Origin of the sequence: Pseudomonas putida (assembly GCF_026625125.1) — a bacterium.
Taxonomy (GTDB): domain Bacteria; phylum Pseudomonadota; class Gammaproteobacteria; order Pseudomonadales; family Pseudomonadaceae; genus Aquipseudomonas; species Aquipseudomonas putida_X.
On the sequence record NZ_CP113097.1, the window covers coordinates 592,123 to 616,961 of the forward strand.

At 63.1% G+C, this 24,839-nt stretch carries 19 protein-coding genes; 13 read left to right on the top strand and 6 right to left on the bottom strand.

Features of this window, described 5'->3' with window-relative positions; translation table 11 throughout:
• Nucleotides 1-121: 121 nt before the first annotated feature.
• Nucleotides 122-4,075 carry a trifunctional transcriptional regulator/proline dehydrogenase/L-glutamate gamma-semialdehyde dehydrogenase gene (gene putA / locus OSW16_RS02745; protein WP_241804028.1) on the bottom strand — a complete coding sequence of 1,318 codons (3,954 nt, stop codon included), beginning with the start codon at nt 4,073-4,075 and terminating at the stop codon, nt 122-124.
• A gap of 356 nt (nt 4,076-4,431) precedes the next feature.
• Between putA and putP the strand changes: the two genes are divergently transcribed.
• From putP to OSW16_RS02785, 8 genes are all read left to right on the top strand, one after another.
• A complete protein-coding gene (gene putP, locus OSW16_RS02750) occupies nt 4,432-5,910 on the top strand; it encodes a sodium/proline symporter PutP (RefSeq protein WP_267820573.1) in 1,479 nt (492 codons plus the stop codon).
• A gap of 128 nt (nt 5,911-6,038) precedes the next feature.
• Nucleotides 6,039-6,875: a 23S rRNA (adenine(2030)-N(6))-methyltransferase RlmJ gene (locus tag OSW16_RS02755; RefSeq protein ID WP_267820575.1), complete on the top strand. Its 837-nt coding sequence runs from the start codon at nt 6,039-6,041 to the stop codon at nt 6,873-6,875.
• A 183-nt stretch (nt 6,876-7,058) separates the two neighbouring features.
• On the top strand, nt 7,059-8,816 hold the full coding sequence (locus OSW16_RS02760) for a carbamoyltransferase (protein ID WP_115273446.1): 1,758 nt from the start codon (nt 7,059-7,061) through the stop codon (nt 8,814-8,816).
• The gene (locus OSW16_RS02765) at nt 8,800-9,930 is read left to right on the top strand and encodes a glycosyltransferase (RefSeq protein WP_267820578.1); all 1,131 of its coding nucleotides are present in this window, start codon (nt 8,800-8,802) and stop codon (nt 9,928-9,930) included. Before OSW16_RS02760 ends, OSW16_RS02765 begins: the two co-directional genes overlap by 17 nt.
• On the top strand, nt 9,930-10,826 hold the full coding sequence (locus OSW16_RS02770) for an antimicrobial resistance protein Mig-14 (protein ID WP_241804023.1): 897 nt from the start codon (nt 9,930-9,932) through the stop codon (nt 10,824-10,826). The genes OSW16_RS02765 and OSW16_RS02770 overlap by 1 nt, the downstream gene beginning before the upstream one ends.
• Nucleotides 10,823-12,226, top strand: coding sequence for a PIG-L deacetylase family protein (locus OSW16_RS02775; RefSeq protein WP_267820580.1), 1,404 nt, complete (start codon nt 10,823-10,825; stop codon nt 12,224-12,226). Before OSW16_RS02770 ends, OSW16_RS02775 begins: the two co-directional genes overlap by 4 nt.
• A 48-nt stretch (nt 12,227-12,274) precedes the next feature.
• On the top strand, nt 12,275-13,231 hold the full coding sequence (locus tag OSW16_RS02780; protein ID WP_267820582.1) for a glycosyltransferase family protein: 957 nt from the start codon (nt 12,275-12,277) through the stop codon (nt 13,229-13,231).
• Nucleotides 13,232-13,298: 67 nt separating this feature from the next.
• A complete protein-coding gene (locus OSW16_RS02785; protein ID WP_241804020.1) occupies nt 13,299-14,072 on the top strand; it encodes a glycosyltransferase family 2 protein in 774 nt (257 codons plus the stop codon).
• 64 nt (nt 14,073-14,136) lie between these two features.
• On the opposite strand, the gene OSW16_RS02790 is transcribed toward OSW16_RS02785, so the two are convergent.
• A complete protein-coding gene (locus tag OSW16_RS02790; RefSeq protein ID WP_267820584.1) occupies nt 14,137-14,742 on the bottom strand; it encodes a toluene tolerance protein in 606 nt (201 codons plus the stop codon).
• Nucleotides 14,743-14,967: 225 nt separating this feature from the next.
• Between OSW16_RS02790 and msbA the strand changes: the two genes are divergently transcribed.
• Together msbA and hldE are read left to right on the top strand one after the other, a co-directional pair.
• Entirely contained in the window at nt 14,968-16,776 is a 1,809-nt protein-coding gene (gene msbA, locus OSW16_RS02795; RefSeq protein ID WP_267820586.1) for a lipid A export permease/ATP-binding protein MsbA, read from the top strand.
• Nucleotides 16,777-16,906: 130 nt separating this feature from the next.
• The gene (hldE, locus tag OSW16_RS02800) at nt 16,907-18,328 is read left to right on the top strand and encodes a bifunctional D-glycero-beta-D-manno-heptose-7-phosphate kinase/D-glycero-beta-D-manno-heptose 1-phosphate adenylyltransferase HldE (protein ID WP_241804017.1); all 1,422 of its coding nucleotides are present in this window, start codon (nt 16,907-16,909) and stop codon (nt 18,326-18,328) included.
• Nucleotides 18,329-18,360: 32 nt separating this feature from the next.
• On the opposite strand, the gene OSW16_RS02805 is transcribed toward hldE, so the two are convergent.
• Genes OSW16_RS02805 through OSW16_RS02815 form a run of 3 tightly spaced genes read right to left on the bottom strand, consistent with a single transcriptional unit; the run spans nt 18,361 to nt 21,365 of the window.
• Entirely contained in the window at nt 18,361-19,329 is a 969-nt protein-coding gene (locus OSW16_RS02805; RefSeq protein WP_267820588.1) for a metal ABC transporter ATPase, read from the bottom strand.
• 51 nt (nt 19,330-19,380) lie between these two features.
• Nucleotides 19,381-20,193 (bottom strand): aldo/keto reductase, encoded by an 813-nt coding sequence (locus OSW16_RS02810; protein WP_267820590.1) that lies wholly within the window; start codon nt 20,191-20,193, stop codon nt 19,381-19,383.
• Nucleotides 20,190-21,365 (bottom strand): NAD(P)/FAD-dependent oxidoreductase, encoded by a 1,176-nt coding sequence (locus tag OSW16_RS02815; RefSeq protein ID WP_267820592.1) that lies wholly within the window; start codon nt 21,363-21,365, stop codon nt 20,190-20,192. Before OSW16_RS02815 ends, OSW16_RS02810 begins: the two co-directional genes overlap by 4 nt.
• Nucleotides 21,366-21,663: 298 nt before the next feature.
• On the opposite strand from OSW16_RS02815, the gene OSW16_RS02820 reads away from it, so the two are divergent.
• Nucleotides 21,664-22,158, top strand: a complete 495-nt coding sequence (locus tag OSW16_RS02820) for a hypothetical protein (protein WP_267820594.1) — start codon at nt 21,664-21,666, stop codon at nt 22,156-22,158.
• Nucleotides 22,159-22,234: 76 nt separating this feature from the next.
• Here the strand turns inward: OSW16_RS02820 and OSW16_RS02825 are convergent, their stop codons facing one another.
• Nucleotides 22,235-22,567, bottom strand: a complete 333-nt coding sequence (locus tag OSW16_RS02825; protein ID WP_267820596.1) for a DMT family transporter — start codon at nt 22,565-22,567, stop codon at nt 22,235-22,237.
• Nucleotides 22,568-22,653: 86 nt separating this feature from the next.
• On the opposite strand from OSW16_RS02825, the gene OSW16_RS02830 reads away from it, so the two are divergent.
• Together OSW16_RS02830 and waaA are read left to right on the top strand one after the other, a co-directional pair.
• Nucleotides 22,654-23,544, top strand: coding sequence for a LysR family transcriptional regulator (locus tag OSW16_RS02830; RefSeq protein WP_267820598.1), 891 nt, complete (start codon nt 22,654-22,656; stop codon nt 23,542-23,544).
• 11 nt (nt 23,545-23,555) lie between these two features.
• Entirely contained in the window at nt 23,556-24,827 is a 1,272-nt protein-coding gene (gene waaA, locus OSW16_RS02835) for a lipid IV(A) 3-deoxy-D-manno-octulosonic acid transferase (protein ID WP_267820600.1), read from the top strand.
• Nucleotides 24,828-24,839 lie beyond the last annotated feature (12 nt).

Consider the following 24,839-nt stretch of genomic DNA (forward strand, 5'->3'; position numbering starts at 1 on the left):
TGGCGTGCGTATGGAGCATTTCAACGTTATACGCCGAGAGAAATTTACCACCACATTCCTCTGTTTCGAGACAGGCAAAAAAAGGAGAGCCGAAGCTCTCCTTTTCGTTACCTCAGCCTGTTCAACCAATGGTCATCAAGCTGGCATTACCCCCCGCTGCAGCGGTATTCACACTCACCGCCCGCTCGATCACCAGCCGCTCCAGGGCAATCTGATGGTCGCCGCTGGACAAGCCGTGCACGCCGACGATCGCACCGGCGCGCTTGGCCACTTGCTGGCACACGCCACGCAGTTGGTCGGAGTCGCCGTGATGGATCACCGCGTCGAACGCCACCTCATCCTTGTTCCAGTCCGCCACCAGCTTGACCTTGGCCTGCAGCTCTTTTGGCAGGCGACCGCGCAGGGCTTTGCCTGGCTCGCCATCCACCCAGACTGCCGAGCTACCCACCGCCAGGACTGCAGCGAACTGTGCCAGCAGGTCGGCTTCGTTGTCTGCCAGGCACAGCACGTGCTCTCGCGGCAGGATGGTGTAGGTGTTGCGCTCGCCGGTCGGGCCTGGCAGCAGGCGGGCGATGCCGCTCTGCGACTGGCTGGCGAACTGGTCGCACAGCGTGGCCAGCTCCGCTTGCTGGTTATTCTGGGCCCAGGCTTTGAGGCTGTGCAGCGGCTTGATCAGCTGTTCGTGCAGGGTGCGGTCCGGTTTGCCTTCGCCGTCCTGTTGCTGGAAGTGCCGGCCGATGGCGTCGGTCGGGCGGGTCGACAGCAGGCGGTACAGGTACAGAGGGCCACCCGCTTTCGGGCCGGTACCGGACAGGCCTTCACCACCGAACGGCTGCACGCCCACCACCGCACCCACGATGTTGCGGTTGACGTACATGTTGCCGGCGTTGGCGTTCTCCACCACCTTGGCGATGGTCTCGTCGATGCGGGTATGCACGCCGAGGGTCAGGCCGTAGCCGGAGTTGTTGATCTGCTCGATCAACTGGTCGAGGTTGCGGCGGTTGTAACGCACCACGTGCAGTACTGGGCCGAAGATCTCGCGCTTGAGCTCATCGAAGCTCTCCAGCTCGATCAGGGTCGGCATCACGAAGGTGCCACGCTTGGTTTCAGCAGCCTCTGCGATCGCCACCTGATAAACCGGGCGGCCTTTTTCACGCATGCCCTGGATGTGCTTCTCGATACCGGCCTTGGCTTCGGCATCGATCACCGGGCCAATGTCTACCGCCAGGCGGTCCGGGTTGCCCAGGCGGCTTTCGGCCATGGCACCTTTGAGCATCTCGATCACGCGGTCAGCCGAGTCTTCCTGCAGGCACAGCACGCGCAGGGCCGAGCAGCGCTGGCCGGCACTGTCGAAGGCCGAGGAAACCACGTCGATCACCACTTGCTCGGTCAATGCCGAGGAGTCGACGATCATCGCGTTCTGGCCACCGGTTTCGGCGATCAGCGGGATCGGGCGGCCCTGGTTGTCCAGGCGGCCGGCCACGTTGCGCTGCAGCAGGCGCGCCACTTCGGTGGACCCGGTGAACATCACGCCCTTGACGCGTTCGTCGCCGACCAGGCCGGCACCCACGGTTTCGCCGCGCCCTGGCAGCAGTTGCAGCACGCCTTCCGGAATGCCGGCTTCGAGCAGCAGGCGCACCGCCTGGGCCGCGATCAGTGGCGTCTGCTCCGCTGGTTTTGCCAGCACTGGGTTACCGGCAGCCAAGGCTGCGGCGACCTGGCCGGTGAAGATGGCCAGCGGGAAGTTCCATGGGCTGATGCACACCACCGGGCCCAGCGGGCGGTGGGCGTCGTTGCTGAAATCGTTGCGCGCCTGCACGGCGTAGTAGCGCAGGAAGTCGACGGCCTCGCGCACTTCGGCGATGGCGTTGGCGAAGGTCTTGCCGGCCTCGCGGATGAGCAGGCCCATCAGCGGCTGGATCTCGGCTTCCATCAGGTCAGCGGTGCGCTCCAGAATCGCTGCACGCTCGGCGGGCGGCGTGGCCTGCCAGATCGGTGCCGCATTGAGCGCGCACTGGATGGCGTTGTCGACGTCGGCAACGGTGGCTTCCTGCACGTGGCCGACCACATCGCGATGGTCCGCCGGGTTCAGTACCGCGGTGGCAGCGCCTTCGCTGGCGGCGCAGGCGAGCAATGGGGTGGCTTTCCAGTCATTGTGCGCCGTGGCCAGCATGGCGCAGGACAGCGATGCCAGGCGGTGTTCGTTGGCCATGTCGATACCGGCCGAGTTGGCCCGCTCACTGCCATAAAGGTCACGTGGCAACGGGATGCGCGGGTGCGGCAGGCCGATGCTGCCTTCCTGGGTGGCCATGCGCTCGATGCTGGCGACCGGGTCGGCGACCAGTTCCTGGATGGAGATCGAGTGGTCGGCAATGCGGTTGACAAACGAGGTGTTCGCGCCGTTTTCCAGCAGGCGGCGCACCAGGTAGGCGAGCAGGGTTTCGTGGGTGCCGACCGGCGCGTAAACGCGGCACGGACGGTTCAGCTTGCCTTCCGAGACTTTACCGACAACCTGCTCGTACAGCGGTTCGCCCATGCCGTGCAGGCATTGGAACTCGTACTGCCCCGGGTAATAGTTCTGGCCGGCGATGTGGTAGATGGCCGACAAGGTATGGGCGTTGTGGGTGGCGAACTGCGGGTAGATGGCTTCCGGTACTGACAGCAGCTTGCGGGCGCAAGCGACGTAGGAAACGTCGGTGTACACCTTGCGGGTGTAGACCGGATAGCCTTCCAGGCCCTCGACCTGGGCGCGCTTGATTTCGCTGTCCCAGTAGGCGCCCTTCACCAGGCGGATCATCAGACGGTGGCGGCTGCGTTTGGCCAGATCGATGACATAGTCGATCACATACGGGCAGCGCTTCTGATAGGCCTGGATGACGAAGCCGATGCCGTTCCAGCCGGCCAGCGATGGCTCGAAGCACAGGCGCTCGAGCAGGTCGAGCGACAGCTCCAGGCGGTCGGCCTCTTCAGCGTCGATGTTCAGGCCGATGTCATACTGCTTGGCCAGCAGGGTCAGCGACAGCAGGCGCGGGTACAACTCTTCCATCACCCGCTCGTATTGAGCGCGGCTGTAGCGTGGGTGCAGTGCCGAGAGCTTGATCGAGATGCCAGGGCCTTCATAGATGCCACGGCCGTGGGAGGCCTTGCCGATCGAGTGGATCGCCTGCTCGTAGGACGCCAGGTATTTCTGCGCGTCGTGCTCGGTCAGCGCGGCTTCGCCGAGCATGTCGTAGGAGTAGCGGAAGCCTTTGGATTCGAAGCGGCTGGCGTTGGCCAGCGCCTCGGCGATGGTCTCGCCGGTGACGAACTGTTCGCCCATCAGGCGCATGGCCATGTCGACGCCCTTGCGGATCATCGGTTCGCCGCTCTTGCCGATGATGCGGGTGAGCGAGGTAGTGAGGCCGGCTTCGTTGTGGGTGGAGACCAGCTTGCCGGTGAGCAGCAAGCCCCAGGTGGCCGCGTTGACGAACAGCGACGGGCTGTTGCCCAGGTGCGGATGCCAGTTGCCACTGCTGATCTTGTCGCGGATCAGCGCGTCACGGGTGCCTTTGTCGGGGATGCGCAGCAGGGCTTCGGCCAGGCACATCAGCGCCACGCCTTCCTGGGACGACAGGGAGAATTCCTGCAGCAGGCCCTGGACGATACCGGCGCGGCCGCCAGCGCTCTTCTGGTTGCGCAGCTTCTCGGCGATGCCGGCGGCCATCTTGTTGGTCGCCTCGGCCAGTGGCGCGCTCAGGCGCGCCTGTTCCAGCAACATCGGCACCACTTCCTGCTCGGGGCGGCGGTAGGCGGCTGTAATGGCCGAGCGCAGCACCGACTGTGGCAGGATGCTCTCAGCGAACTCCAGGAAACACTGGTGCGCGTGGTCGGGCTGTACTTCACCGGCATCATCGGCCGGGTTGTTGGCCTGACCGTTGAGTTCGGTCAGGGTGGCGCCACCCTCGAGCTTCTCCAGGTAGTTGAAGATCGCTTGCTTGATCAACCAGTGCGGCGTGCGGTCGATGGACTGCGCGGCTGCCTTGAGTCGTTCACGGGTAGGGTCATCGAGTTTGACCCCAAGGGTGGTCGTCGCCATTTCTTATCCTCGTTATTGCCACGGTTGTGGCCTAAGCTGACGCCAAGAGTAGCCGTAGGACATTTCGGGTGCAACCAGGTGCAACCCTATTTTTTGGCCGAACAGGTGCAACTCGTCCGATGAATAATCCTACGCGCTAAAGGTGCATCTTTCTGATGCGTTTTGTTCTGAAAAAAGCAGGTTTTGCTCCAGAAAGGAGCAAAAAAGCGGCATTACCTTAAAATGCACGAGAAGGTGCAACTGGCAGATGAAAAGTGGTTGCACCCCATTAACGTTGTTGCATAGGATTCGCCGCCTGGGTGCAACCGTCCCGATTCGGTTGTACATGACATAAAAACAAACGCCAGGGCACAAGCATGGGCAATCCACTAACGATCACTTTCGTGATCTATATCGCGGTAATGGTACTGATCGGCTTCGCCGCCTATCGCTCCACCAACAACCTTTCCGACTACATTCTGGGCGGTCGCAGCCTGGGTAGCGTGGTCACCGCGCTTTCCGCTGGTGCTTCCGACATGAGCGGCTGGCTGCTGATGGGCCTGCCGGGCGCCATCTACTTCTCAGGCCTGTCCGAGGCCTGGATCGCCATCGGCCTGACCGTCGGTGCCTACCTCAACTGGTTGTTCGTCGCTGGCCGTCTGCGGGTGCAGACCGAGCACAACGGTGATGCGCTGACCCTGCCGGACTACTTCTCCAGCCGCTTCGAAGACAGCAGTGGCCTGCTGCGGATCATCTCCGCCATCGTCATCCTGGTGTTCTTCACCATCTATTGCGCCTCCGGTATCGTCGCTGGCGCCCGCCTGTTCGAAAGCACTTTCGGCATGTCCTACGAGACTGCGCTGTGGGCCGGCGCTGCGGCGACCATCGCCTACACCTTCATCGGTGGCTTCCTGGCGGTCAGCTGGACTGACACCGTGCAGGCTTCGCTGATGATCTTCGCGCTGATCCTGACCCCGATCATCGTGCTGATCTCCACGGGCGGATTCGACACGACCTTCCTGGCAATCGAAGCGCAGAACCCGGCGAACTTCGACATGCTCAAGGGTGCGACCTTCATCGGCATCATTTCGCTGATGGGCTGGGGCCTGGGCTACTTCGGTCAGCCGCATATCCTGGCGCGCTTCATGGCTGCCGATTCGGTGAAATCCATCGCCAAGGCGCGCCGCATCTCCATGACCTGGATGATCCTGTGCCTGGCCGGTACCTGCGCCGTGGGCTTCTTCGGTATCGCCTATTTCTCGGCCAACCCTGACCTGGCCGGCCCGGTCACCGAGAACCACGAGCGTGTGTTCATCGAGCTGGCGAAGATCCTGTTCAATCCATGGGTGGCCGGTGTGCTGCTGTCGGCCATCCTGGCTGCGGTCATGAGCACCTTGAGCTGCCAGTTGCTGGTGTGCTCCAGTGCTTTGACCGAGGACTTCTACAAAGCCTTCCTGCGCAAGAACGCCTCGCAGCGTGAGCTGGTCTGGGTGGGGCGCCTGATGGTGCTGGCCGTGGCGCTGATCGCCATCGCCATGGCTGCCAACCCGGAAAACCGCGTGCTGGGTCTGGTGGCCTATGCCTGGGCCGGCTTCGGTGCCGCCTTCGGTCCGGTCGTGCTGATCTCGGTACTGTGGAAAGGCATGACCCGTAACGGTGCGCTGGCCGGTATCGTGGTCGGTGCGCTGACCGTGATCCTGTGGAAGCAGTTCGACACTATCGGGTTGTACGAAATCATCCCAGGCTTCCTGTTCGCCAGCATCGCCATCGTCGTGGTGAGCAAGCTCGGCAGCCCGACGAACAGCATGGTTTCGCGCTTTGAAACCGCTGATGCTGCGTATCACGCTGAAAAGTAATACCTGACACCTGTCGGGTCGAGGTGCCCTGATCGCCGGTAACTGGCGGTCGGGGCGCTGTCGAGCGGCAGCCAGGCCTGACTCCGCCGGCAAGGCAAGGTAAACTTGCTGCCCGCGCAGGAGTTGCCATGAACTATCGTCACGCCTTCCACGCCGGCAACCATGCCGACGTCCTCAAACACATCGTGCTGACCCGCCTCATCGCCCTGATGTCGCGCAAAGAACAGCCGTTCGCCTATATCGACACCCACGCCGGCCTGGGTCTTTATGACCTGCAAGGCGACCAGGCCACCCGTACCGGGGAGTACCTGGAAGGGGTCGCGCGCTTGTGGAATCGCGATGATCTGCCGGCCATGGCCGCCGATTACCTTCGCGTCATCAAGCGCCTGAACAGCGATGGCGAGCTGCGCTACTACCCCGGTTCGCCGGAGCTTGCCCGCCGGCTGATGCGCCAGCAGGACCGCGCCCTGCTCAACGAAAAGCACCCTGAAGACGGGCCGCTGCTCAAAGAGAACATGAAGAAAGACCCGCGCGTGGTGGTGCACCTGGGCGAGGGCTGGCACGTGCCGCGGGCATTGCTGCCAGTGGCGGAAAAACGCGCGATCATGCTGATCGATCCGCCGTTCGAGCAAGCCGATGAGCTCAAGCGCTGCACCACGTCGCTGAAAGAAGCGATCGGCCGCATGCGCCAGACCGTCGCGGCCATCTGGTACCCGATCAAGGACCAGCGCTCGCTCACACGGTTCTATCAGGACCTGACCAGCACTGGCGCGCCCAAGCTGCTGCGGGTCGAGCTGTATGTTCACCACCAGGACAGCCCACAGGGCCTCAATGGTTCGGGCCTGGCCATTGCCAACCCGCCATGGGGGCTGGAAGACGAACTCAAGGCGCTGCTGCCCTGGCTGGCCAGAGAGCTGGCGCAGACTGCCGGCAGCTACCGCATGGACTGGTTGATCGCTGAATAGAGCGGTTGCCGAGTCTGCCCCTGTCGCCGGCGCGGCACGCGCGTTATGCCGCGCCGCGCCTGTCGGAGCCGCCTTGCCGGCGATAGGGCCAGTTGCAAGTGTTTGCGTTATAATCCCGCCTTTTAGCCGTCACCCGCCCCTGAGGCCGCTGGCGCATCTCTACCGAATGAAGAGGCTGATCCCTTGGCATTGACGATTCTTGGCCTGTCCGGCGCCCTTAGCCATGACCCTTCCGCGGCCCTGTACATCGACGGCAAACTGATTGCCGCCGCCGAAGAAGAGCGCTTCGTGCGTGACAAGCATGCGAAGAACCGCATGCCTTACGAGTCGGCGAAGTTCTGTCTGGAACAGGCTGGCATCAAGCCGTCCGATGTCGACGTGGTCGCTATCCCGTTCGCCCCGATCAGCCTGTTCGGCAAGGCGCGCTGGCACTATGCCAAGCGCTACTGGTACGCACCGGACCGGGCCCTGGACGCGATTCTGATGGGCAACCGTCGCTACAAGCGCTACCGCAAGAAGATCGTCTGGTGCCTGGAGCAACTGGGCTTCGACCCGAAAAAAGTCAAGATCGAGCCGGTCGAGCACCACCTGGCGCATGCCTCCAGTGCCTATCACTGCTCGGGCTTCAAGGAAAAGACGGCGATCCTCGGTATCGACGGCAAGGGTGAGTACGCCACCACGTTCTTCGGCTATGGCGAAAACGGCAAGATCCACAAGATCAAAGAGTTCTTCGACCCGGATTCGCTGGGCGGCCTGTACGGTGCGATCACCGAGTTCCTCGGCTTCGAAATGCTCGATGGCGAGTTCAAGGTCATGGGCATGGCGCCCTATGGCGATGCGAGCAAATACGACTTCTCCCGCCTGGCCAGCTTCGAGAACGGCGAACTGGTGATCAACACTGAGTACGCCAACGTCATCGGCCTGCGCCGCTATAAAGAGAAGGGCAAGGGCTTCTACTTCTCGCCGAAACTGATCGAATGGCTGGGCCCCAAGCGCGAAGGCGACATTGCCGACGAGCCCTATATCCATTACGCAGCGAGCATGCAGGCGTTGTTCGAGAAGCTGGCCCTGCAGATGATCGACCACTACCTGGGCGACACCCTGCGTGAAACCGGCAAGCTGGCCTTTGCCGGCGGCTGCGCGCTGAACGTCAAGCTCAACCAGAAGATCATCGCCCGCCCGGACGTCAAAGAGCTGTTCGTCCAGCCGGCTTCCGGTGACGCCGGTACTGCGGTCGGTGCTGCCGCCTATGTGTCCCACGCCCGTGGCGTACCGGTCGAGAAGATGGAGCACGTCTACCTCGGCCCTTCGTACTCCAACGAAGACGTGATCGCCGCCTGTGCCCGTCACCCGAACCAGCCGAAATGGCGCAAGCTCGACGACATGCCTCAGCAGATCGCCAGGATCATGGTCGACGGCAACCCGGTGGCCTGGTTCCAGGGCCGCATGGAATTCGGCCCGCGCGCGTTGGGTGGCCGTTCGATCATCGGCTGCCCGAGCGTCGAAGGGGTGGCTGACCGTATCAACCACCAGATCAAGTTCCGCGAGCGGTGGAGGCCTTTCTGCCCGTCGATGCTCGACACCGTCGCCCCGCAAATGATCAAGATCGATCACCCGGCGCCGTTCATGACCTTCACCTTCGAAGTGGCTGAAGAGTGGAAGACTCGCGTGCCGGAAGTGGTGCACGAGGACGGCACTTCGCGCGCCCAGGTGCTCAAGCGTGAGTACAACCCGCGTTACTACGACATGATGAAGGCGCTGGAAGACCTGACCGGCAATGGCGTGTCGCTGAACACGTCGCTCAACCGCCGCGGCGAGCCGATGATCTGCTCGCCGACCGATGCGCTGAACATGTTCTTCGGCTCGGACCTGCAGTACCTGATCATGGAAGACATCCTCGTTGTGAAGGACGGCGCCGCCGCGTATGACCAGCCGCTCTGAGCCGCGCATCCTGCAGTTCTGCCATGGTTATGACGGGCCGTTCCTGGACTGTGCCCGTCAGTACGCCAGCCTGTTCCAAGGCAGTGGCTACAAGGTCACCACGGTCTTTCTCACCGGCGCCGCCGACCCGCAGGTTGCGGCTGGCTGCGCGTCGGACGAAGTGCTGTTCCTGCAATTCAGCTCCAAGGCCGTTCGCGGCCTGAAGCTCGGCGCCATACGCGCCCTGCGCCGTATCGCGGCCGAGCGCAATTTCAGCTTCTGCATCGCCCACCGCTTCAAGCCGATCTACGTGGCTTTGTTGGCGACCGGCCTGCCGGTGATCGGGGTGCACCATGCGTTCGGCGATTATGAACGCAAGGGGCGGCGCCTGTTCGCCAACCTGTTCAGCAAGCGGCTGAGCCTGCTTGGCGTGTCGGACGCGGTGCGCGACGACATGCGCCGCTGCCTGCCTGGGTGGCCGGCCGAGCGGATCCAGACGCTGTACAACCGTATCGACATCGAGGCCCTGCAGGCCTCGCTGGTGCCGCGCGCGCAAGCGCGTCAGGCCCTTGGCCTGGATGCCCAGGCGTGGGTCGTCGGCAATGTCGGGCGCCTGCACCCGGACAAGGACCAGGCGACCTTGCTGCGCGGTTTTGCCCAAGCCCTGCCAGGGCTGCCGGCCGGCGCTCGTCTGGCGATCCTCGGCACGGGGCGGCTGGAAGGCAAGCTCAAGGCGTTGGCTGGCGAGCTGGGCATTGCCGGGCAGGTCGACTTCCTCGGCCAGGTCGCGGATGCGCGCCGCTACTTCCAGGCGTTCGACGTGTTCGCGCTGAGCTCCGATCATGAGCCGTTCGGGATGGTCCTGCTCGAAGCCATGGTGGCCGGCGTACCGGTGCTGGCAACGGCCTGCGGTGGGGCTCGTGAAGTGGTCGAAGGCGTGGGTGTGTTGTTCCCCCTCGGCGATGCCTCGCAGCTGGCCCAGGGCTTGAAGCACATGGCGTTGCTGGATGAGCAGCAGCGCGAAACATGCGCCTCGCACATGCTGCAGCGCCTGCACGAGCGTTTCTCCGATCAGGCCGTGCGTGAAACCTTCTGGCAGCTGCCGCAAGTCAGTGCGCTGGCGGTGCGCAAGTGATGCTCAATCATATTCAGGCTGTGCGTGAGCGTGGTTGGCAGGTCATCGACGCCGCCGCCTACGCCGAGGCGTGGGAGCGGTTCGGTGGTAGCGTTGCCACGCACCCGCTGGTGATCGAACGATTGGCGGACCTGGCGCAGATCCCCGTGCGTTACCTGGGTTGGCATCAGGCAGGCGAGCTGAAGGCTGGCATTGCCACTTGGGGGCGTCATTTGGCGCTGTCCAAGGACGTGCTCAAGCGTGCCGGCAAGAAAGGCCTGTTCGACCTGGGCAATGCCGAGATCATTCTGCCAGCCGCAGGCGACGCCGCCGCACCCTTGCGCCATACCGCGCGCTACCTGTCCGAGCTGAACCAGGGGCGCTTCAGCGGCCTGAAGGCTCAGAAAGAGCAGCTGGCGATGGCCCGCGCCCATGAAGACCTGTCGAAGAAATTCCGCTACAACCAGCGCCGCGAGTTGCGCCTGCTGGAAGAGGCGGGTGGTGTGGTGCGCCCGATTGCCGATTTCAGTGCCCAGCAGATCGCCGCCATGTACTGCGACCTGTTCCAGCGCCGCTGGGGGTTCCCGGCCACCGGTGCCGAGCGTATGGCCGATGTGCTCGAGCGCCTGCGTGAGCTGCTGATCGGCTCGGTGCTGTTGCTCGACGACAAGCCTATCGCCATCCAGCTGGTCTACCGGGTGGAAGCGCCGCAGTGGATCAGTGTCGAGTACGTCAATGGCGGCGTCGACCCTGAGACCAAGGCCTTCAGCCCTGGCAGCGTACTGAGCTTCCTCAACACCCAGGCTGCCTGGGAAGAGGCTCGCGCACGCAACAAGCCTCTGCGCTTCTCGTTCGGCCGTGCCGACCGCGAGTACAAAGACCGTTGGTGCAACCCTGTGCCGGTGTTCCAGGCGTGAGCCGCAAACAGCAGTTGCTCAAGCGCCACCGGCGCAACAAGCGCCTGGGGCTGCTGGCTGGCCTGGCGGTGCTGGTTGCCCTGGGCATATTCACCTGGTGGTGGCTGCCGGTGTTGCTGCTGCCACTGCTCTGGGCGGGCCACGAAGCCTGGTTCGCCGATCATCTTTTCTATGCCCCGAACGAAGACTACGCCTACGACTTCGGCGAGCAGACCCGCGAAGCGCCTGTCACCTTGCGTGACGGCGTGCTCCAGGTCGATACGGCGCTGCAGGGTAATGAAACGCTGATCGTCGAAGTTCGGGTCAAAAGCAGCTGGCTGGGGCGTTTTCTCGACCCCTGTGTCGAGCTGCTGGGCGATGAGCGCGCTGACCGCCAGACGTTCGAGCGTGGTGTCGACGGCGTTCGCTTCCTGAACCTGACCGGGCTGGCTGCACCGCTGCAGGCGGGTACGCTGCGCGTGCGCGGCCGTCACTGTCGCCTGCAGGGCCAGCCGCGCCTGTGGATAACCCCCGGCGTCGACATGCAGCGCCGTCGCCTGATGGTGATCGCACCCCATGCCGATGATGCCGAGCTGGCGGCCTATGGCCTTTACAGCCAGGCCGACGAAGCCTGGGTGGTGACCTTGACCGCTGGCGAAATCGAAGCAGAACACTACCAGCAGATGGGCATGGGCAAGGCCGAGGCAGCACGGCTCAAGGGCCGCCTGCGCGCCTGGGACAGTATTGCCGTGCCGCGCTGGGCCGGGGTGCCAGAGGCGCGTTGCGTGCAATTAGGCTACTTCTGCCTGCAACTGCCCGCCATGCAGGCAGCGCCCGATGTGCCGGCTGTTTCCCGTGAAGCCGAGATGGCCGATATCCGCCCGTTCCGTCGCTTCAACCCGTTGTCGTTGCCGGCTGACAGCGATGGCGCGCCAACCTGGAACAACCTGCTGGCTGACTTGGGTGCGCTGCTGGAGATGGCCCGGCCTGAAGTGCTGGTCCTGCCGCACCCGCAGCTGGACCCGCACCCTGATCACATCTGCGCCCATGTGGCCGTCATGCAGGCGCTTGAGGGCTTGGCGTGGCAGCCGCAGACGCTGCTGTGCTATGCCAACCATCTGCACGACAACGACCGCTGGCCCATGGGCGATAGCGGCGATGGCGTGGCCTTGCCACCGCAACTGAGTGCCGGCCAGCCGTGGGCACCGTGCAGCCTGGTGCTGGACCTGCCAACGCAGCGCGACAAGGCGATGGCCCTGGGCATGATGCATGACCTGCAGCCTGCCGCGCCGTTCAAGCGCCGATTGCGTCGGCTGTTGCAGCGCTGGCTGGCCGGGCGCCGGCCATCGCCTTACGGTGAGAATGAGTTCTTCCGCAAGGCCGTGCGCCGGCATGAACTGTTCTGGCGCCGTGAGCTGTAGACAATGCCCATGGTTGACCGCGAAGGCGCAGAGCGCCCAAGGAAAGCAATGAAAGTCTTATTTCTGGTGCAGAAAGAACAGCGGGCCATCCTCGATCGCCTGTACGACGGCGTCGCGGCCAACTGTGAGTGCGACCTGCGCTGGTTGACCAGCGATGACCAGCGCAACCTGCGCCGTTATTTCAAGCGCGAAGTGCAGGTCGAGCGCTACGACCGCATCGTGTTCTTCCTGCGCTTCAAGCAGGAAATACGTCAGGCCGCGTTCATCCGTACCGTGCCCAACCTGGTGATCCTCGAGCATGATGCCTACCAGAACTACATCCCCTGCAAGTACACCGGCAAGTTCAGCGCGCATTACCGCAAGCTGCCGTGGGCACGGGTGATCAGTTCCGGCTACATGGTCAGCGAGCGCTTGCGTCAGGAAGGGTTCGATGCGGTGTTCGTGCCCAAGGGGTATGACGAGCGCCTGCTCACGGACCAAGGGCTTGAGCGCGATATCGAACTGGCGTTCGTCGGCAGTACCAACAGTGTTGCCTACAGCGGGCGCAAGGCGTTGCTGGATGAATTGGGGCGGGTGGAAAACCTGGTGGTGACCCGCACCAAATCTGGCGAAGACTATTGCAACACGCTCAACCGGATCCGCTTCTTTGTCAGTGCCGATGTGGGCATGGGCGAGTACATGATCAAGAACTTCGAGGCCATGGCCTGCGGCTGCGTGTTGCTGGCGTTCGACCAGGGGGCCGAAGAAAATAGCGCCTTGGGCCTGCAGGATATGCACAACGTGGTGTTGTACGACAGCATCCCGACGCTCCAGGCGAAGCTGCGTACCCTGCGCGCCGATCCGGGCCTGGCCCAGCAAATTGCAGAAAATGGTCGGCATCTGGCGGTTTCCCGCTTCAGTTTCGCTGAAGTTGGCCGTAGCATCGTCGACCATATGCGCCCGGCACTCAGGCCGCACCCGCCCTTGTCCGTCTGGCAGAGGCTGCGGTTGACGCTGGGCATTTAACTAAAAGAGCTTTCGTGACCAGGGAGTGGCTGCGTAAAGTCTGTTGTCGCAACGCGGAGGGAGTCCGGTGCGCTTTTCAAATGATAGTGATGTCACGCTTGTCGTGACCAGCTGCGGTCGGTTCGATCTGCTCAAGGAAACCCTTGAGAGCTTCGATCGCTACAACACAGCGCCCATTCGCGAGGTCTTCATTACCGAGGACTCCGGTGACGACGCTGTTCACGGTGCCGTACCCGAGCACTGGAAGCCCCACTGCACGGTATTCGTCAACCGCCCCAAGCTTGGGCAGTTGGCCTCGATCGACCTGGCGTACAGCCATGTCAAGACGCCTTACATCTTTCATTGCGAGGACGACTGGCGCTTCTACCGCCAGGCCTTCGTCGAAGACTCCAGGGCGATCCTTGAGGCCAGCCCCCAGGTGCTGCAGGTCTGGTTGCGCAGCCATGCCCATGACCTGTCGATCCACAGCCCCTATATCCATCTGGGGGATCGGCAGGTCATCGCCGGGGTACCCTGCTATCCACTGCACTCCGAGAAAGCCGAGTGGCAGGCCTTTTCCCTGAATCCGGGGTTGCGTCGGCTGAGCGATTATCAGCGCTGTGCGCCTTTTGCCGGCTATGCGGGCGAGAAGGCGCTGTCGCGGCGTTACGCGCAATTGAACCTGACAGCGGTCACCCTGGAGGGAGACGCCGTCCTGCACACGGGCTTTGGCAGCCACGTCACCGTGCCTGAAGAAGTTCACCGCAAGGCCAAACGGCGTAATCGCGACCGGATCAAGCTGGCACTGACCCTGGTGATCGGTGCCTTGGCAGGCATGGGTATATCCATCTTCGTGCACTGATACCGCGCTCGGCGCAGCGCCTGGCCGGGGTTTGTAACGCCCTGCCAGGCGCTGGGGCTGAGGTTCAGCGTGCCAGCAGGGCCGCTTGGAAATCGGCGAGGGGGAAGCGGTCGCCCAGTTTCTCACGTGCGATGTAACTCACCATGTGTTGCACGTTGCGTCGAACCATACGGGTAGACAGTGGTGGGCGCAAAAAGCGCATGTCGGCAACGTCGATCAGGCCCAGGTGCTGGTCGGGCGTGACTACCACATTGCCCAGGTGCAGCGAGCGGAAGTACACGCCGTTGCGGTGCAATTGGCGGATCAAGGTGATCAGGCGGGGCAGGTAGATGTCCCAGCTGAAGCCTTCGTCCCGCGACATCTGCAGCAGCGTGCGCCCCGGCAACGGCCTGTACAGCACTGCGGTTCTGCCCGGCAGGTCCAGCTTGTGCTGGCTGATGACCTCGAGCGTAGGGATGCCCAGCTGTGCAAGGCGCGCAGCGTTGTCCACAAAGCGCTGGGAGTAGGGGCGCAGCAGCGCAGATGAAATCAGACGCTTGCGCCGAAAAACCTTGAGGAAGTTACCATCCTCAAGCAGGTAGACTTTGGCGCCATGGCTGTCTGCCTCCAGTATCTGGGCGCCAAGTGTCAGCTGATCGAAGTCGACCTGGGTGAGCCGAGAGCATTGCATGAGTTGAGCCTTGTCGTCTGGCGAGCAAAATGACCGGCAATAATGCCGAAAATAATCCTCCAGCACCATGTTGGTCTTTTTCGACCGACCAGGGGGCTTAAGCCGTGTGAAAAAACCGGGCGCAGGTCGTGTGGGCCGTCGGCCCGGCTGTTGTTGCACCGCAGGCGTGCCGAAAATGACGCCTGTGGTAAAATTTCCGGTTCAACCTGAACAGCGAGCTCGATGATGGCCGAAACACCGCTACCGGCGGAGCACACCTCCAGCCTGAAGATCTACTTCCGGTTGCTGAGCTACGTGAAACCCTATATCGGCATTTTCCTGCTGAGTATCATCGGTTTCGTGATCTTTGCCTCTACCCAGCCAATGCTGGCCGGGATCCTCAAGTACTTTGTCGATGGCCTGAGCAACCCCGAAGCGGTGTTGTTCCCCAACGTCCCCTACTTGCGCGACCTGCAATTGCTGCAGGCGGTACCGCTGCTGATCATCCTGATCGCGGCATGGCAGGGCCTGGGTTCGTTCCTCGGCAACTATTTCCTGGCCAAGGTTTCCCTCTCCCTGGTGCATGACCTGCGCGTGGAGTTGTTCAACAAGCTGCTGGTACTGCCCAACCGCTATTTCGACAACCACAACTCCGGGCACCTGATCTCACGCATCACCTTCAACGTGACCATGGTGACGGGGGCCGCCACCGATGCAATCAAGGTCGTGATCCGTGAAGGCCTGACGGTGGTCTTCCTGTTTGCCTACCTGCTTTGGATGAACTGGCACTTGACCCTGGTGATGGTCGCCATCCTGCCGGTGATCGCGGTGATGGTCAGCGTCGCCAGCAAGAAATTCCGTAAACAGAGCAAGAAGATCCAGGTGGCCATGGGCGATGTGACCCACGTCGCTTCCGAAACCATCCAGGGCTACCGTGTGGTGCGCAGCTTCGGCGGCGAGGCTTACGAGCAGCAGCGCTTCAGCCGTGCCAGCCAGAGCAACACCGACAAACAGTTGCGCATGACCAAGACTGGCGCCCTGTACACGCCCATGTTGCAGCTGGTGATCTACAGCGCCATGGCCGCGTTGATGTTCCTGGTGCTGTTCCTGCGGGGCGACTCGACCGCGGGCGATCTGGTGGCCTACATCACCGCCGCGGGCCTGCTGCCAAAGCCGATCCGCCAGCTTTCAGAAGTCAGCTCGACCATCCAGAAAGGCCTGGCCGGTGCTGAAAGCATCTTCGAGCAACTGGACGAGCAGCCTGAGATCGACCGCGGTACGATCGAGAAGGAGCGCGTGGCAGGTCGCCTCGAAGTACGCAACCTGAGCTTCACCTATCCGGGCACCGATCGCGAAGTGCTGAGCGACATCAACTTCACCGCCGAGCCTGGGCAGATGATCGCGTTGGTCGGGCGCTCTGGTAGCGGCAAGTCGACGCTGGCGGCGCTGATTCCGCGCTTCTATCACCATGACCAAGGGCAGATCCTGCTCGATGGCGTAGAGATCGAAGACTACCGCCTGCGCAACCTGCGCCGGCACGTGTCGCAGGTGACCCAACATGTGACCCTGTTCAACGACACCGTGGCCAACAACATCGCCTACGGCGACCTGGCCGGCGCGCCGCGTGCGGACATCGAAGCGGCGGCTGCCGATGCCTATGCCAAGGAGTTCGTCGACAAGCTGCCCAAGGGCTTCGACACCGACGTGGGTGAAAACGGCGTGCTGCTGTCCGGTGGCCAGCGCCAGCGCCTGGCGATTGCCCGGGCCCTGTTGAAGAACGCACCGCTGCTGATCCTCGACGAAGCGACTTCGGCACTGGACACGGAGTCCGAGCGGCATATCCAGGCTGCGCTGGACCATGTCATGCAGGGCCGCACCACGCTGGTGATCGCGCACCGCCTGTCGACCATCGAGAAGGCCGACCAGATTCTGGTCATGGACCAGGGCCGTCTGGTGGAGCGCGGCACCCATGCCGAGCTGCTGGCAGCCAATGGCTATTATGCCCGCTTGCATGCCATGGGCTTGGACGAGCCGGCGAAGGCCGATATCACCTGAGTTGTGGTTGATCGGGGCCGTATGGCCCCGATTGTCACCGGAATTTTCCAGGGCCCGATCTGGCCATAAAGCCGTCGCTTACCCTGTGCTAATATCCTGCCCCTGTTCATTATTTCCATATGGGTTGCCCATGAAGTTGTCCCTGCCGCGTTTCGATCAAGCCCCGGTATTGGTGGTCGGCGATGTCATGCTGGACCGCTACTGGCATGGCGGTACTTCACGTATCTCGCCAGAAGCGCCAGTGCCGGTGGTGAAGGTCGATCAGATCGAGGATCGCCCCGGCGGCGCGGCCAACGTTGCCTTGAACATTGCCGCCCTCGGCGCTCCGGCGGCACTGATCGGCGTTACCGGCCAGGATGAGGCCGCCGACAGCCTGGCCAACAGCCTGCAGGCGGCGGGTGTGCGTTCGGTTTTCCAGCGCATTGCGCACCAGCCGACCATCGTCAAGCTGCGGGTCATGAGCCGGCACCAGCAGTTGCTGCGCATCGATTTCGAAGAGCCGTTCGCCACTGACCCGCTGTCGCTGGGCGCCGAAGTCGAAAGCCTGCTCGACGGTGTCAAAGTGCTGGTGTTGTCCGACTACGGCAAAGGCGCGTTGAAAAATCATCAGAGCCTGATCGAGGCCGCCCGTGCCAAGGGCATACCGGTACTGGCCGACCCCAAGGGCAAGGACTTCTCGATCTACCGCGGTGCCAGTCTGATCACGCCGAACCTCAGCGAGTTCGAGACCATCGTGGGCCGCTGCGCCGATGAGGCCGAGCTGGTCGCCAAAGGCCTGCAGCTGCTGCTGGACCTCGACCTGGGGGCGTTGCTGGTTACCCGTGGCGAGCACGGCATGACCCTGCTGCGCACCGGCCACCCGGCACTGCACCTGCCGGCCCGTGCCCGCGAAGTGTTCGATGTGACCGGCGCTGGCGATACCGTGATTTCCACCCTGGCTGCAGCCATCGCAGCCGGTGAGGACCTGCCCCACGCGGTCGCCCTGGCCAACCTGGCGGCCGGCATCGTGGTCGGCAAACTGGGTACTGCAGCGATCAGTGCACCTGAGCTGCGTCGCGCGATCCAGCGCGAGGAAGGTTCCGAACGTGGCGTGCTGGGCCTGGAGCAACTGCTGCTGGCCATCGACGATGCGCGTGCGCACAAAGAGAAGATCGTGTTCACCAATGGTTGCTTCGACATCCTGCATGCAGGGCATGTGACGTACCTTGAGCAGGCGCGTGCCCAGGGTGATCGTCTTATCGTCGCGGTCAACGACGATGCCTCGGTAAGCCGTCTGAAGGGCCCTGGCCGCCCGATCAACAGTGTCGATCGGCGTATGGCCGTGCTGGCTGGGCTGGGCGCAGTGGACTGGGTCATCAGCTTCCCTGAAGGCACGCCGGAGAATCTGCTGAGCCAGGTGAAACCGGATGTGCTGGTCAAGGGCGGTGACTACGGTATCGACCAGGTGGTGGGTGCCGATATCGTCAAGGCCTACGGCGGCACAGTGAAGGTGCTGGGGTTGGTCGAGAACAGCTCGACCACTGCAATCGTCGAAAAAATCCGCAAGAACTGACGTGCCCGGGGCCGCGCGGCGGCCCCGGATACTCATTTGTTCAGCGAGGTGCGCGCGCGCTCCAGCAGTGCCCGCGCCTTGTCGCCAAAGCGGCGCAGGTGTGAAGCCTTCGCGGCTTTGCGCTCCACCAGCCCCTGCTGCTTCACCCAATCCTTCCAGCGTATCCGCTCGTCCGCGACCACCCACCCGTCCTGCCGGGCAAAGCTCTCCGCCAGGTACAGCCCGCGGGTACTGGCCGGTACCAGTTCATCGTTCTTCAAGGTATACAGCTCGGCCAGTGGCTGACCATCCTGCACCGGCATCAGGTACAGGTCCGGCCGCTTACGGTTGAGCCGCGCGACCAGCTGATCGCCCTCCAAGCGTTCATCGACGTGGAAAAGGCTCAGCTTTTTCGCGTCCTTGGGCACTTGCAGGCGCATGTCGTAGATCAGTTGCAGTGATGCCGTAGGCAGGTGCACGTAAGCCCGTGGGCGCTCCAACAACATCAGGTTGCCGCAATACACCGACCGGGCGGCACCTGATTCGGGGGTCAGCACGAACGGCAGCGCTTCCCGGTAGTGCAGCGCCGCAGCGTAAGGTGCAGGTAGCCAGGTGTCGTTGAAGCGACCACCCAGCCAGCCTTCCGGGGTTTCCAGCAGGCACTCTTCCGCCACTTCCTGGACCGCAGTGTGCAGCGGCAGATTGAGCTCCTGAGCCGGGACATACCCTGAAATCAATTTAAGCACCACATCACCCCGGTCCTGGCGGCGCTGGCGCACCAGTACCCAGTAGTCACGGTGCTGCCAGTGCAGGGTCAGGCGTACCGAAACGCCGAGGTTGGCAAGCTCTGCGACGAAGCGCTGGTTATCGGGCAGCTCGATGGCCCGACGCCGTTGTTGCGTCTGGGCGAAGTTCAGCGGCATGCCGATGCTCTGGTAAACCAGGCTCTCGGGGGTGGCTTCGACATGCAGTGGCAGTGTTTTGAAGTTGCTCGGGTTCTTGCGGATCAGCGTACGCGGCACGAGGCTCCTCCTTGCGTCGGGTCAGTGTCCAGGCCCGGGGGTGGGGACAACTCAATGCTGGCCCAGGATGCGGGCGACGGTGGCCACGTTGTGGGCCAGGTGCAACGGGTTGATGGTGCCGACGATAGCACTGCTGACGCCAGGGTGGGCGAACAACAGTTCGAAGCTGGCGTGTACCGGGTCGACACCGGGTGCAAGGCAGACATGCCCACTGGCCAAGGCCTTCTTCACCAGAATGGCTTTGCCGTGTTCGGCAGCGTAGTCCAGTACCGGTCGTTCTGCCTGCTCGTTGAGGTTGAAGGTGACCATGGCGCAGTCGCCTTGTTCGAGGGCCTTCAGCCCGCCGGCGACGGTCTTGCCCGACAGGCCGTAGCCGAGGATCTTGCCCTCCTGCTTGAGGGCTGCGAGGGCCTGGTAGACCTCTTGCTGCTCGAGAATCTCCAGGTCGTTGCCATCGGAGTGCACCAGTACCAGTTCGATGCGGTCGGTCTCCAGCCGGCGCAGGCTGCGCTCTACTGACATACGGGTGTGGGCTGCGCTGAAGTCGAAACGCGATTGGCCGCCTTCGAACTCTTCGCCCACCTTGCTGACGATCACCCATTCATCGCGCTGGCCGCGCAGCAGCGGCCCCAGGCGCTCTTCGCTGCGGCCATAGGCCGGAGCCGTGTCGATCAGGTTGATACCCAGCTCGCGGGCCTGGGCCAGCAGCAGGCGCGCTTCGGCATCCCCGGGGATCGTGAACCCGGTGGGGTACTTCACGCCTTGGTCGCGGCCAAGCTTGACCGTACCCAGGCCCAGGGGGGAAACCTTGAAGCCTGTGCTGCCCAGCGGGCGGTGGAAGTCGTGCAGGGTTGGCAGGGTCATGGCAGCAGTCGCTCCCAGGCGGGGATGCCCAGTGGTGGGCGTGGCAGCCCGGCGAGCTCGGCCTGGGCGCTGGGGCGGATGCCGTCGCGCTGCAGGCTGGCCAGCACGCGGTCACTGAAGTCGGGGGCCAGGGCGAGCTTGGTCGGCCAGCCGACCATCAGCCGTTGCTGGTCGGCGAGGAACGCGTTGTCAGGCCGTACCAGGCCCGATTGCGCAGGTTCTGCGCGGTCCACGCGCAGGGTGGCCCAGCGCACCTGGCTTTGATCTACCCATGGCAAGAGCTGGCTGACCTCCTTCTGGGCTGCAGCAATCTGTGCCGCCGTGTCGCGTGCTACGCCATCGGCTTCAGCCAGGTCGCCGCCGAGGTACCAGACCCACTGGCCATCGGCCGCGGGGTGGGTGGTGATGGTGACGCGCGGCTTGGGCCCGCCGCCCAGGCAGTGGGCATACAGTGGTTTGAGGTTGGGGCCTTTGGCCATGACCATATGCAGCGGCCGTGTCTGCATGGCCGGTTGCTCAAGGCCCAAGGCGTGCAGCAGCCCTTCGGTGCCTGCACCAGCGCTGAGCACGATGCGCTGGGCGCGGATTTCACGGCCGTCCACGCGCAAGCCGGCCAGTGTTTCACCTTCATGCAGGGGTTCGATGTGCTCACCGGCGAGCAAGGAGTCGCCTGCCAGTTCAGCCAGGTTGGCCAGCAGGCTGGGAACGTCGACCACCAGTTCGGCCAGGCGATACACCTTGCCTTTGAAGGCGCGGTCCTGAAGTGCGGGGGGCAACTGGTCGCCCTTGACCTGGTCAACCCGGCCGCGCACGGCCTTGCTGGCGAAGAAGCTGGTGAGGTTGCCGGCCAGGGTACCCGGCGACCACAGGTAGTGGGCATCGGAAAGCAGGCGGGTGCGGCTCAAGTCCAGTTCGCCGCTGCCGGCCAGGGCCTCGCGCCAGCGCCGTGGCATGTCGGCGATGGCCTCCGAGGCGCCCGTCAACGCGCCGTGCAGGGCGTACTTGGTGCCACCATGGATGATGCCCTGGGATTTGATGGTCTGTTCGCCGCCAAGGCTGGCGCGCTCCACCAGCACTGTCGAATAGCCCAGGCTGCGCAGGCGGGCGTTGAGCCACAGGCCTGCGACCCCGGCGCCGACGATGAGCACGTCAGTGGAAATGGCAGATGGCATGGATTACCTCCGAGGTTGGACAGCTGGGCATTATACAACAAGCCACGCGCATTCCCTGTGCAGCCCAGCAGCAGTCGCTATCGCCCTAAAGTATTGGACGTATTTCATACAGGCGTGAATAGCGCGTTAGTGTTGATTCGGGTTGCCTGAAGTTTGCCGGCCTGTTGGATTTTATTTGAGAGGGCAACTGTTATTTTTGCCAGTTTCGACGTGGCTGTTCTGTCGATACGCTGGTCGCTCTTGTGGGTGTCACCACGGTGCTACGGAAGAGACTGTCAACGACTGAAGGAGTATGACCATGAGCACAATTGTACACTTTACGGATTTCGAGCTTCTGCCGGGTGCACAGAAAGAGCGTGAACGCTTGAATGGCTGGCGTCTTTATAATCAGCACGCGGGCGTGAGCTTTCGGAAGCATCCGCAGGATGACAATAAATTTGTACTCTACAATAACAGCAACTCGGGGGCGGACCTGCGCCCGGGCATCATCATGTATAAAGTCATTTCAGGTTATGCGCCTGGCACCAAAGTGAAGTTCCTGATGACGGCAAGTTACAGCAGTAATAACAATCCCCCTCGTTTGTCCGTACGTTACGGGACGGAAATTGTTGTGCCCGAACGTCAGTTGACAGCCGATTTTGTCGACCACGTTGGGGAGTTTGTCGTTGAGGAGGACGGGGTAATTCTTGGTATTGAAAACGCAGTGGCCGAAAGCGCGGGTAACGATCTTTATATTTCGCAGTTGAATATTTCGGTCAATGAAAAGGGCATCGCCGGCTCAGCAAGCAGGTAACAATCCACCCTGCTCACTGGCTTCGGCCTGTTGCCGGTAGGCGCTAGTGCACTATCGGCATCAGGCTGACGCATGTTCAGTGCCCCGTCGTTTTGGAAAACAACTGGATCACCACCACGCCGCCGACGATCATTGCCATCCCCAGCATTGCCGGCACATCGAGTTTCTGGCCATAGATCACCAGCGCCGCCACGCTGATCAGCACGATCCCCAGCCCCGACCAGACCGCATAGGCGATGCCTACCGGAATGCTGCGCACCACCAGGGTCAGCATCCAGAAGGCGATTGCATAGCCGACCACCATCAGCAGCAGTGGCAATGGCGTGCTCAGGCCTTTCACAGCCTTCATGGAGGCTGTAGCGATGACTTCGGCAACGATGGCGATGGCGAGGTAGGTGTAGGCGTTCATGGTTCGATCCTCCGGTTCTGGTTCGGCATTCTAGAGTGTCCCAGGATGCGGTAAAGTCATTACCTATCACCCCAGGGGATAGGTTGATGGCCGAGCAGTGGAACCTTGAGCAGTTGCGAACCTTTGCGCGTGTCGTCGAACTGCGCTCCTTTTCTGCCGTTGCCCGCGAGCAGGGCAAAGCGCAATCCGCCGTCAGCACTGCCATTGCCATGCTCGAAGCGGACCTGGGCGTCACGTTGTTCGAGCGCAGCAGCGGCCGCCAGCCCAGGCTGACCGAAAACGGCACTGCGCTGCTGGAGGATGCCCGCGAACTGCTGCGCCAGTGCGAACGGCTCGATGGCCGCGCGCTGGCCCTGATGCGTGGCCAGGAAGCGTTGCTGCGGGTGGCGCAGGATGAAGCCATGCCGTATCAACCGGTGATCGACAGCCTCGACGAACTGGCCAGCCATTACCCTTTTCTGGAAGTTCAACTGGCCAGCGGTGCCCAAGGTGATGTGGCGCGCAAGCTGGTGGAGCGGCGTGCAGACCTGGGTTTGTTTTTCCACCATGAAAGCATGCCTGCCTCATTGGAACGGCGTGCACTGGGCAGCGTGGAGATGGTCACGGTGTGCGCGGTGGACCATCCATTGGCGCGGGAAAGCCGCGTGACACGCCAGCAGTTGGCACGTTACCGCCAGTTGCTGATCACCCCACAGCAAAGTGGCTACCCAGGCGGCGAAGCGATCAGCCCGCAGGTATGGCGCGCCGACAGCTTCTACGCCATGGCCGAGCTGCTGATGCGCGGGCTGGGCTGGGCGTGGCTGCCGCGCCATGTGGTGCAATACCCGACCTACCAGGCGCATATGGTCGAGCTCGCCAGCGAATGGCGGCCACCGGCCTTGGTCGTCGAACTGGCCTGGCGCCGTGACGAACCTCTGGGGCCCGCCGCGCAGTGGCTGGCCGAGCGCTTTGCGGTGCACTTGCGCGCGATCGGGTAAACTTCGCCGCCATGAACAGAACTCTCTATACCCTGTTGTTCCACCTGGGCCTGCCGCTGGTAGCGCTGCGCCTTTACCTGCGTGCACGCAAGGCTCCGGCCTACCGCCAGCGTATCGGCGAACGCTTCGCCCGCAACCTGCCGGCGATGCGCCAGGGTGGCATCTGGGTTCATGCCGTTTCGGTCGGTGAAAGCATTGCCGCCGCGCCTATGGTGCGCGCGTTGCTCAAGGCCTACCCGGACCTGCCGGTCACCCTCACCTGCATGACCCCCACCGGCTCCGAGCGCATTCGCGCGCTCTTCGCCGATGAACCGCGCATCCAGCATTGCTACCTGCCTTATGACCTGCCGTGGGCGGCGGGGCGTTTTCTCGACCATGTGCGCCCGCAGCTGGGTATCATCATGGAAACCGAGCTATGGCCCAACCATATTCACCAGTGTGCCAAGCGAGGCATTCCGGTCGCGTTGGCCAATGCACGGTTGTCCGAGCGTTCCGCCCGTGGCTATGCGCGGTTTGCCAGGCTTACCCGGCCGATGCTCGCCGAGATGAGCCTGATTGCGGTGCAGACCGAAACCGAGGCGCAACGCTTTCGCGACTTGGGTGCCCGCCCTGAGTGCGTGCAGGTCACAGGTTCGATCAAGTTCGACCTGAAGGTCGATGATCAGCTTTTGCCGCGTGCCAGGGCACTGCGTGAGCAGTGGAGCGCGGGGGAGCGGCCGGTGTGGATTGCGGCCAGTACCCATGAGGGTGAGGACGCACTGATCCTGCAGGCTCATCAACAGTTGCTGCAGGTGCATGGCGACGCGCTGCTGGTCCTGGTGCCGCGCCACCCCGAGCGTTTCGATGCAGTGCACGCCTTGTGCAGCGCGCAGTTCGCTACCGTTCGCCGTTCTGCCGCGACTGCGGTCGATGCCCAGACCCGCGTGTTGCTTGGCGATACCATGGGTGAGCTGCTGTTCCTCTACGCATTGGCCGACATCGCTTTCGTCGGCGGCAGCCTGGTCGCCACTGGCGGCCACAACCCACTGGAGCCGGCAGCGCTGGCGCTGCCAGTGATCATGGGGCCGCATGTGTTCAACTTCCTCGAAATCAGCGCGATGTTGCGCGATGCCGGGGCGCTGCAGCAGGTGGACGATGCCCAAGGGTTGGCGGTGGTCGTGCGGCAGTTGATCGAGCTGCCGCAGGAGGCCCAGCGCATGGGTGAGGCGGGCAGGGCGGTGATGCAGGCCAATCAGGGCGCCTTGCAGCGCTTGCTGGAGGGGCTGGGGCGGTTGATCCGCTGAACCGCGCCTGGT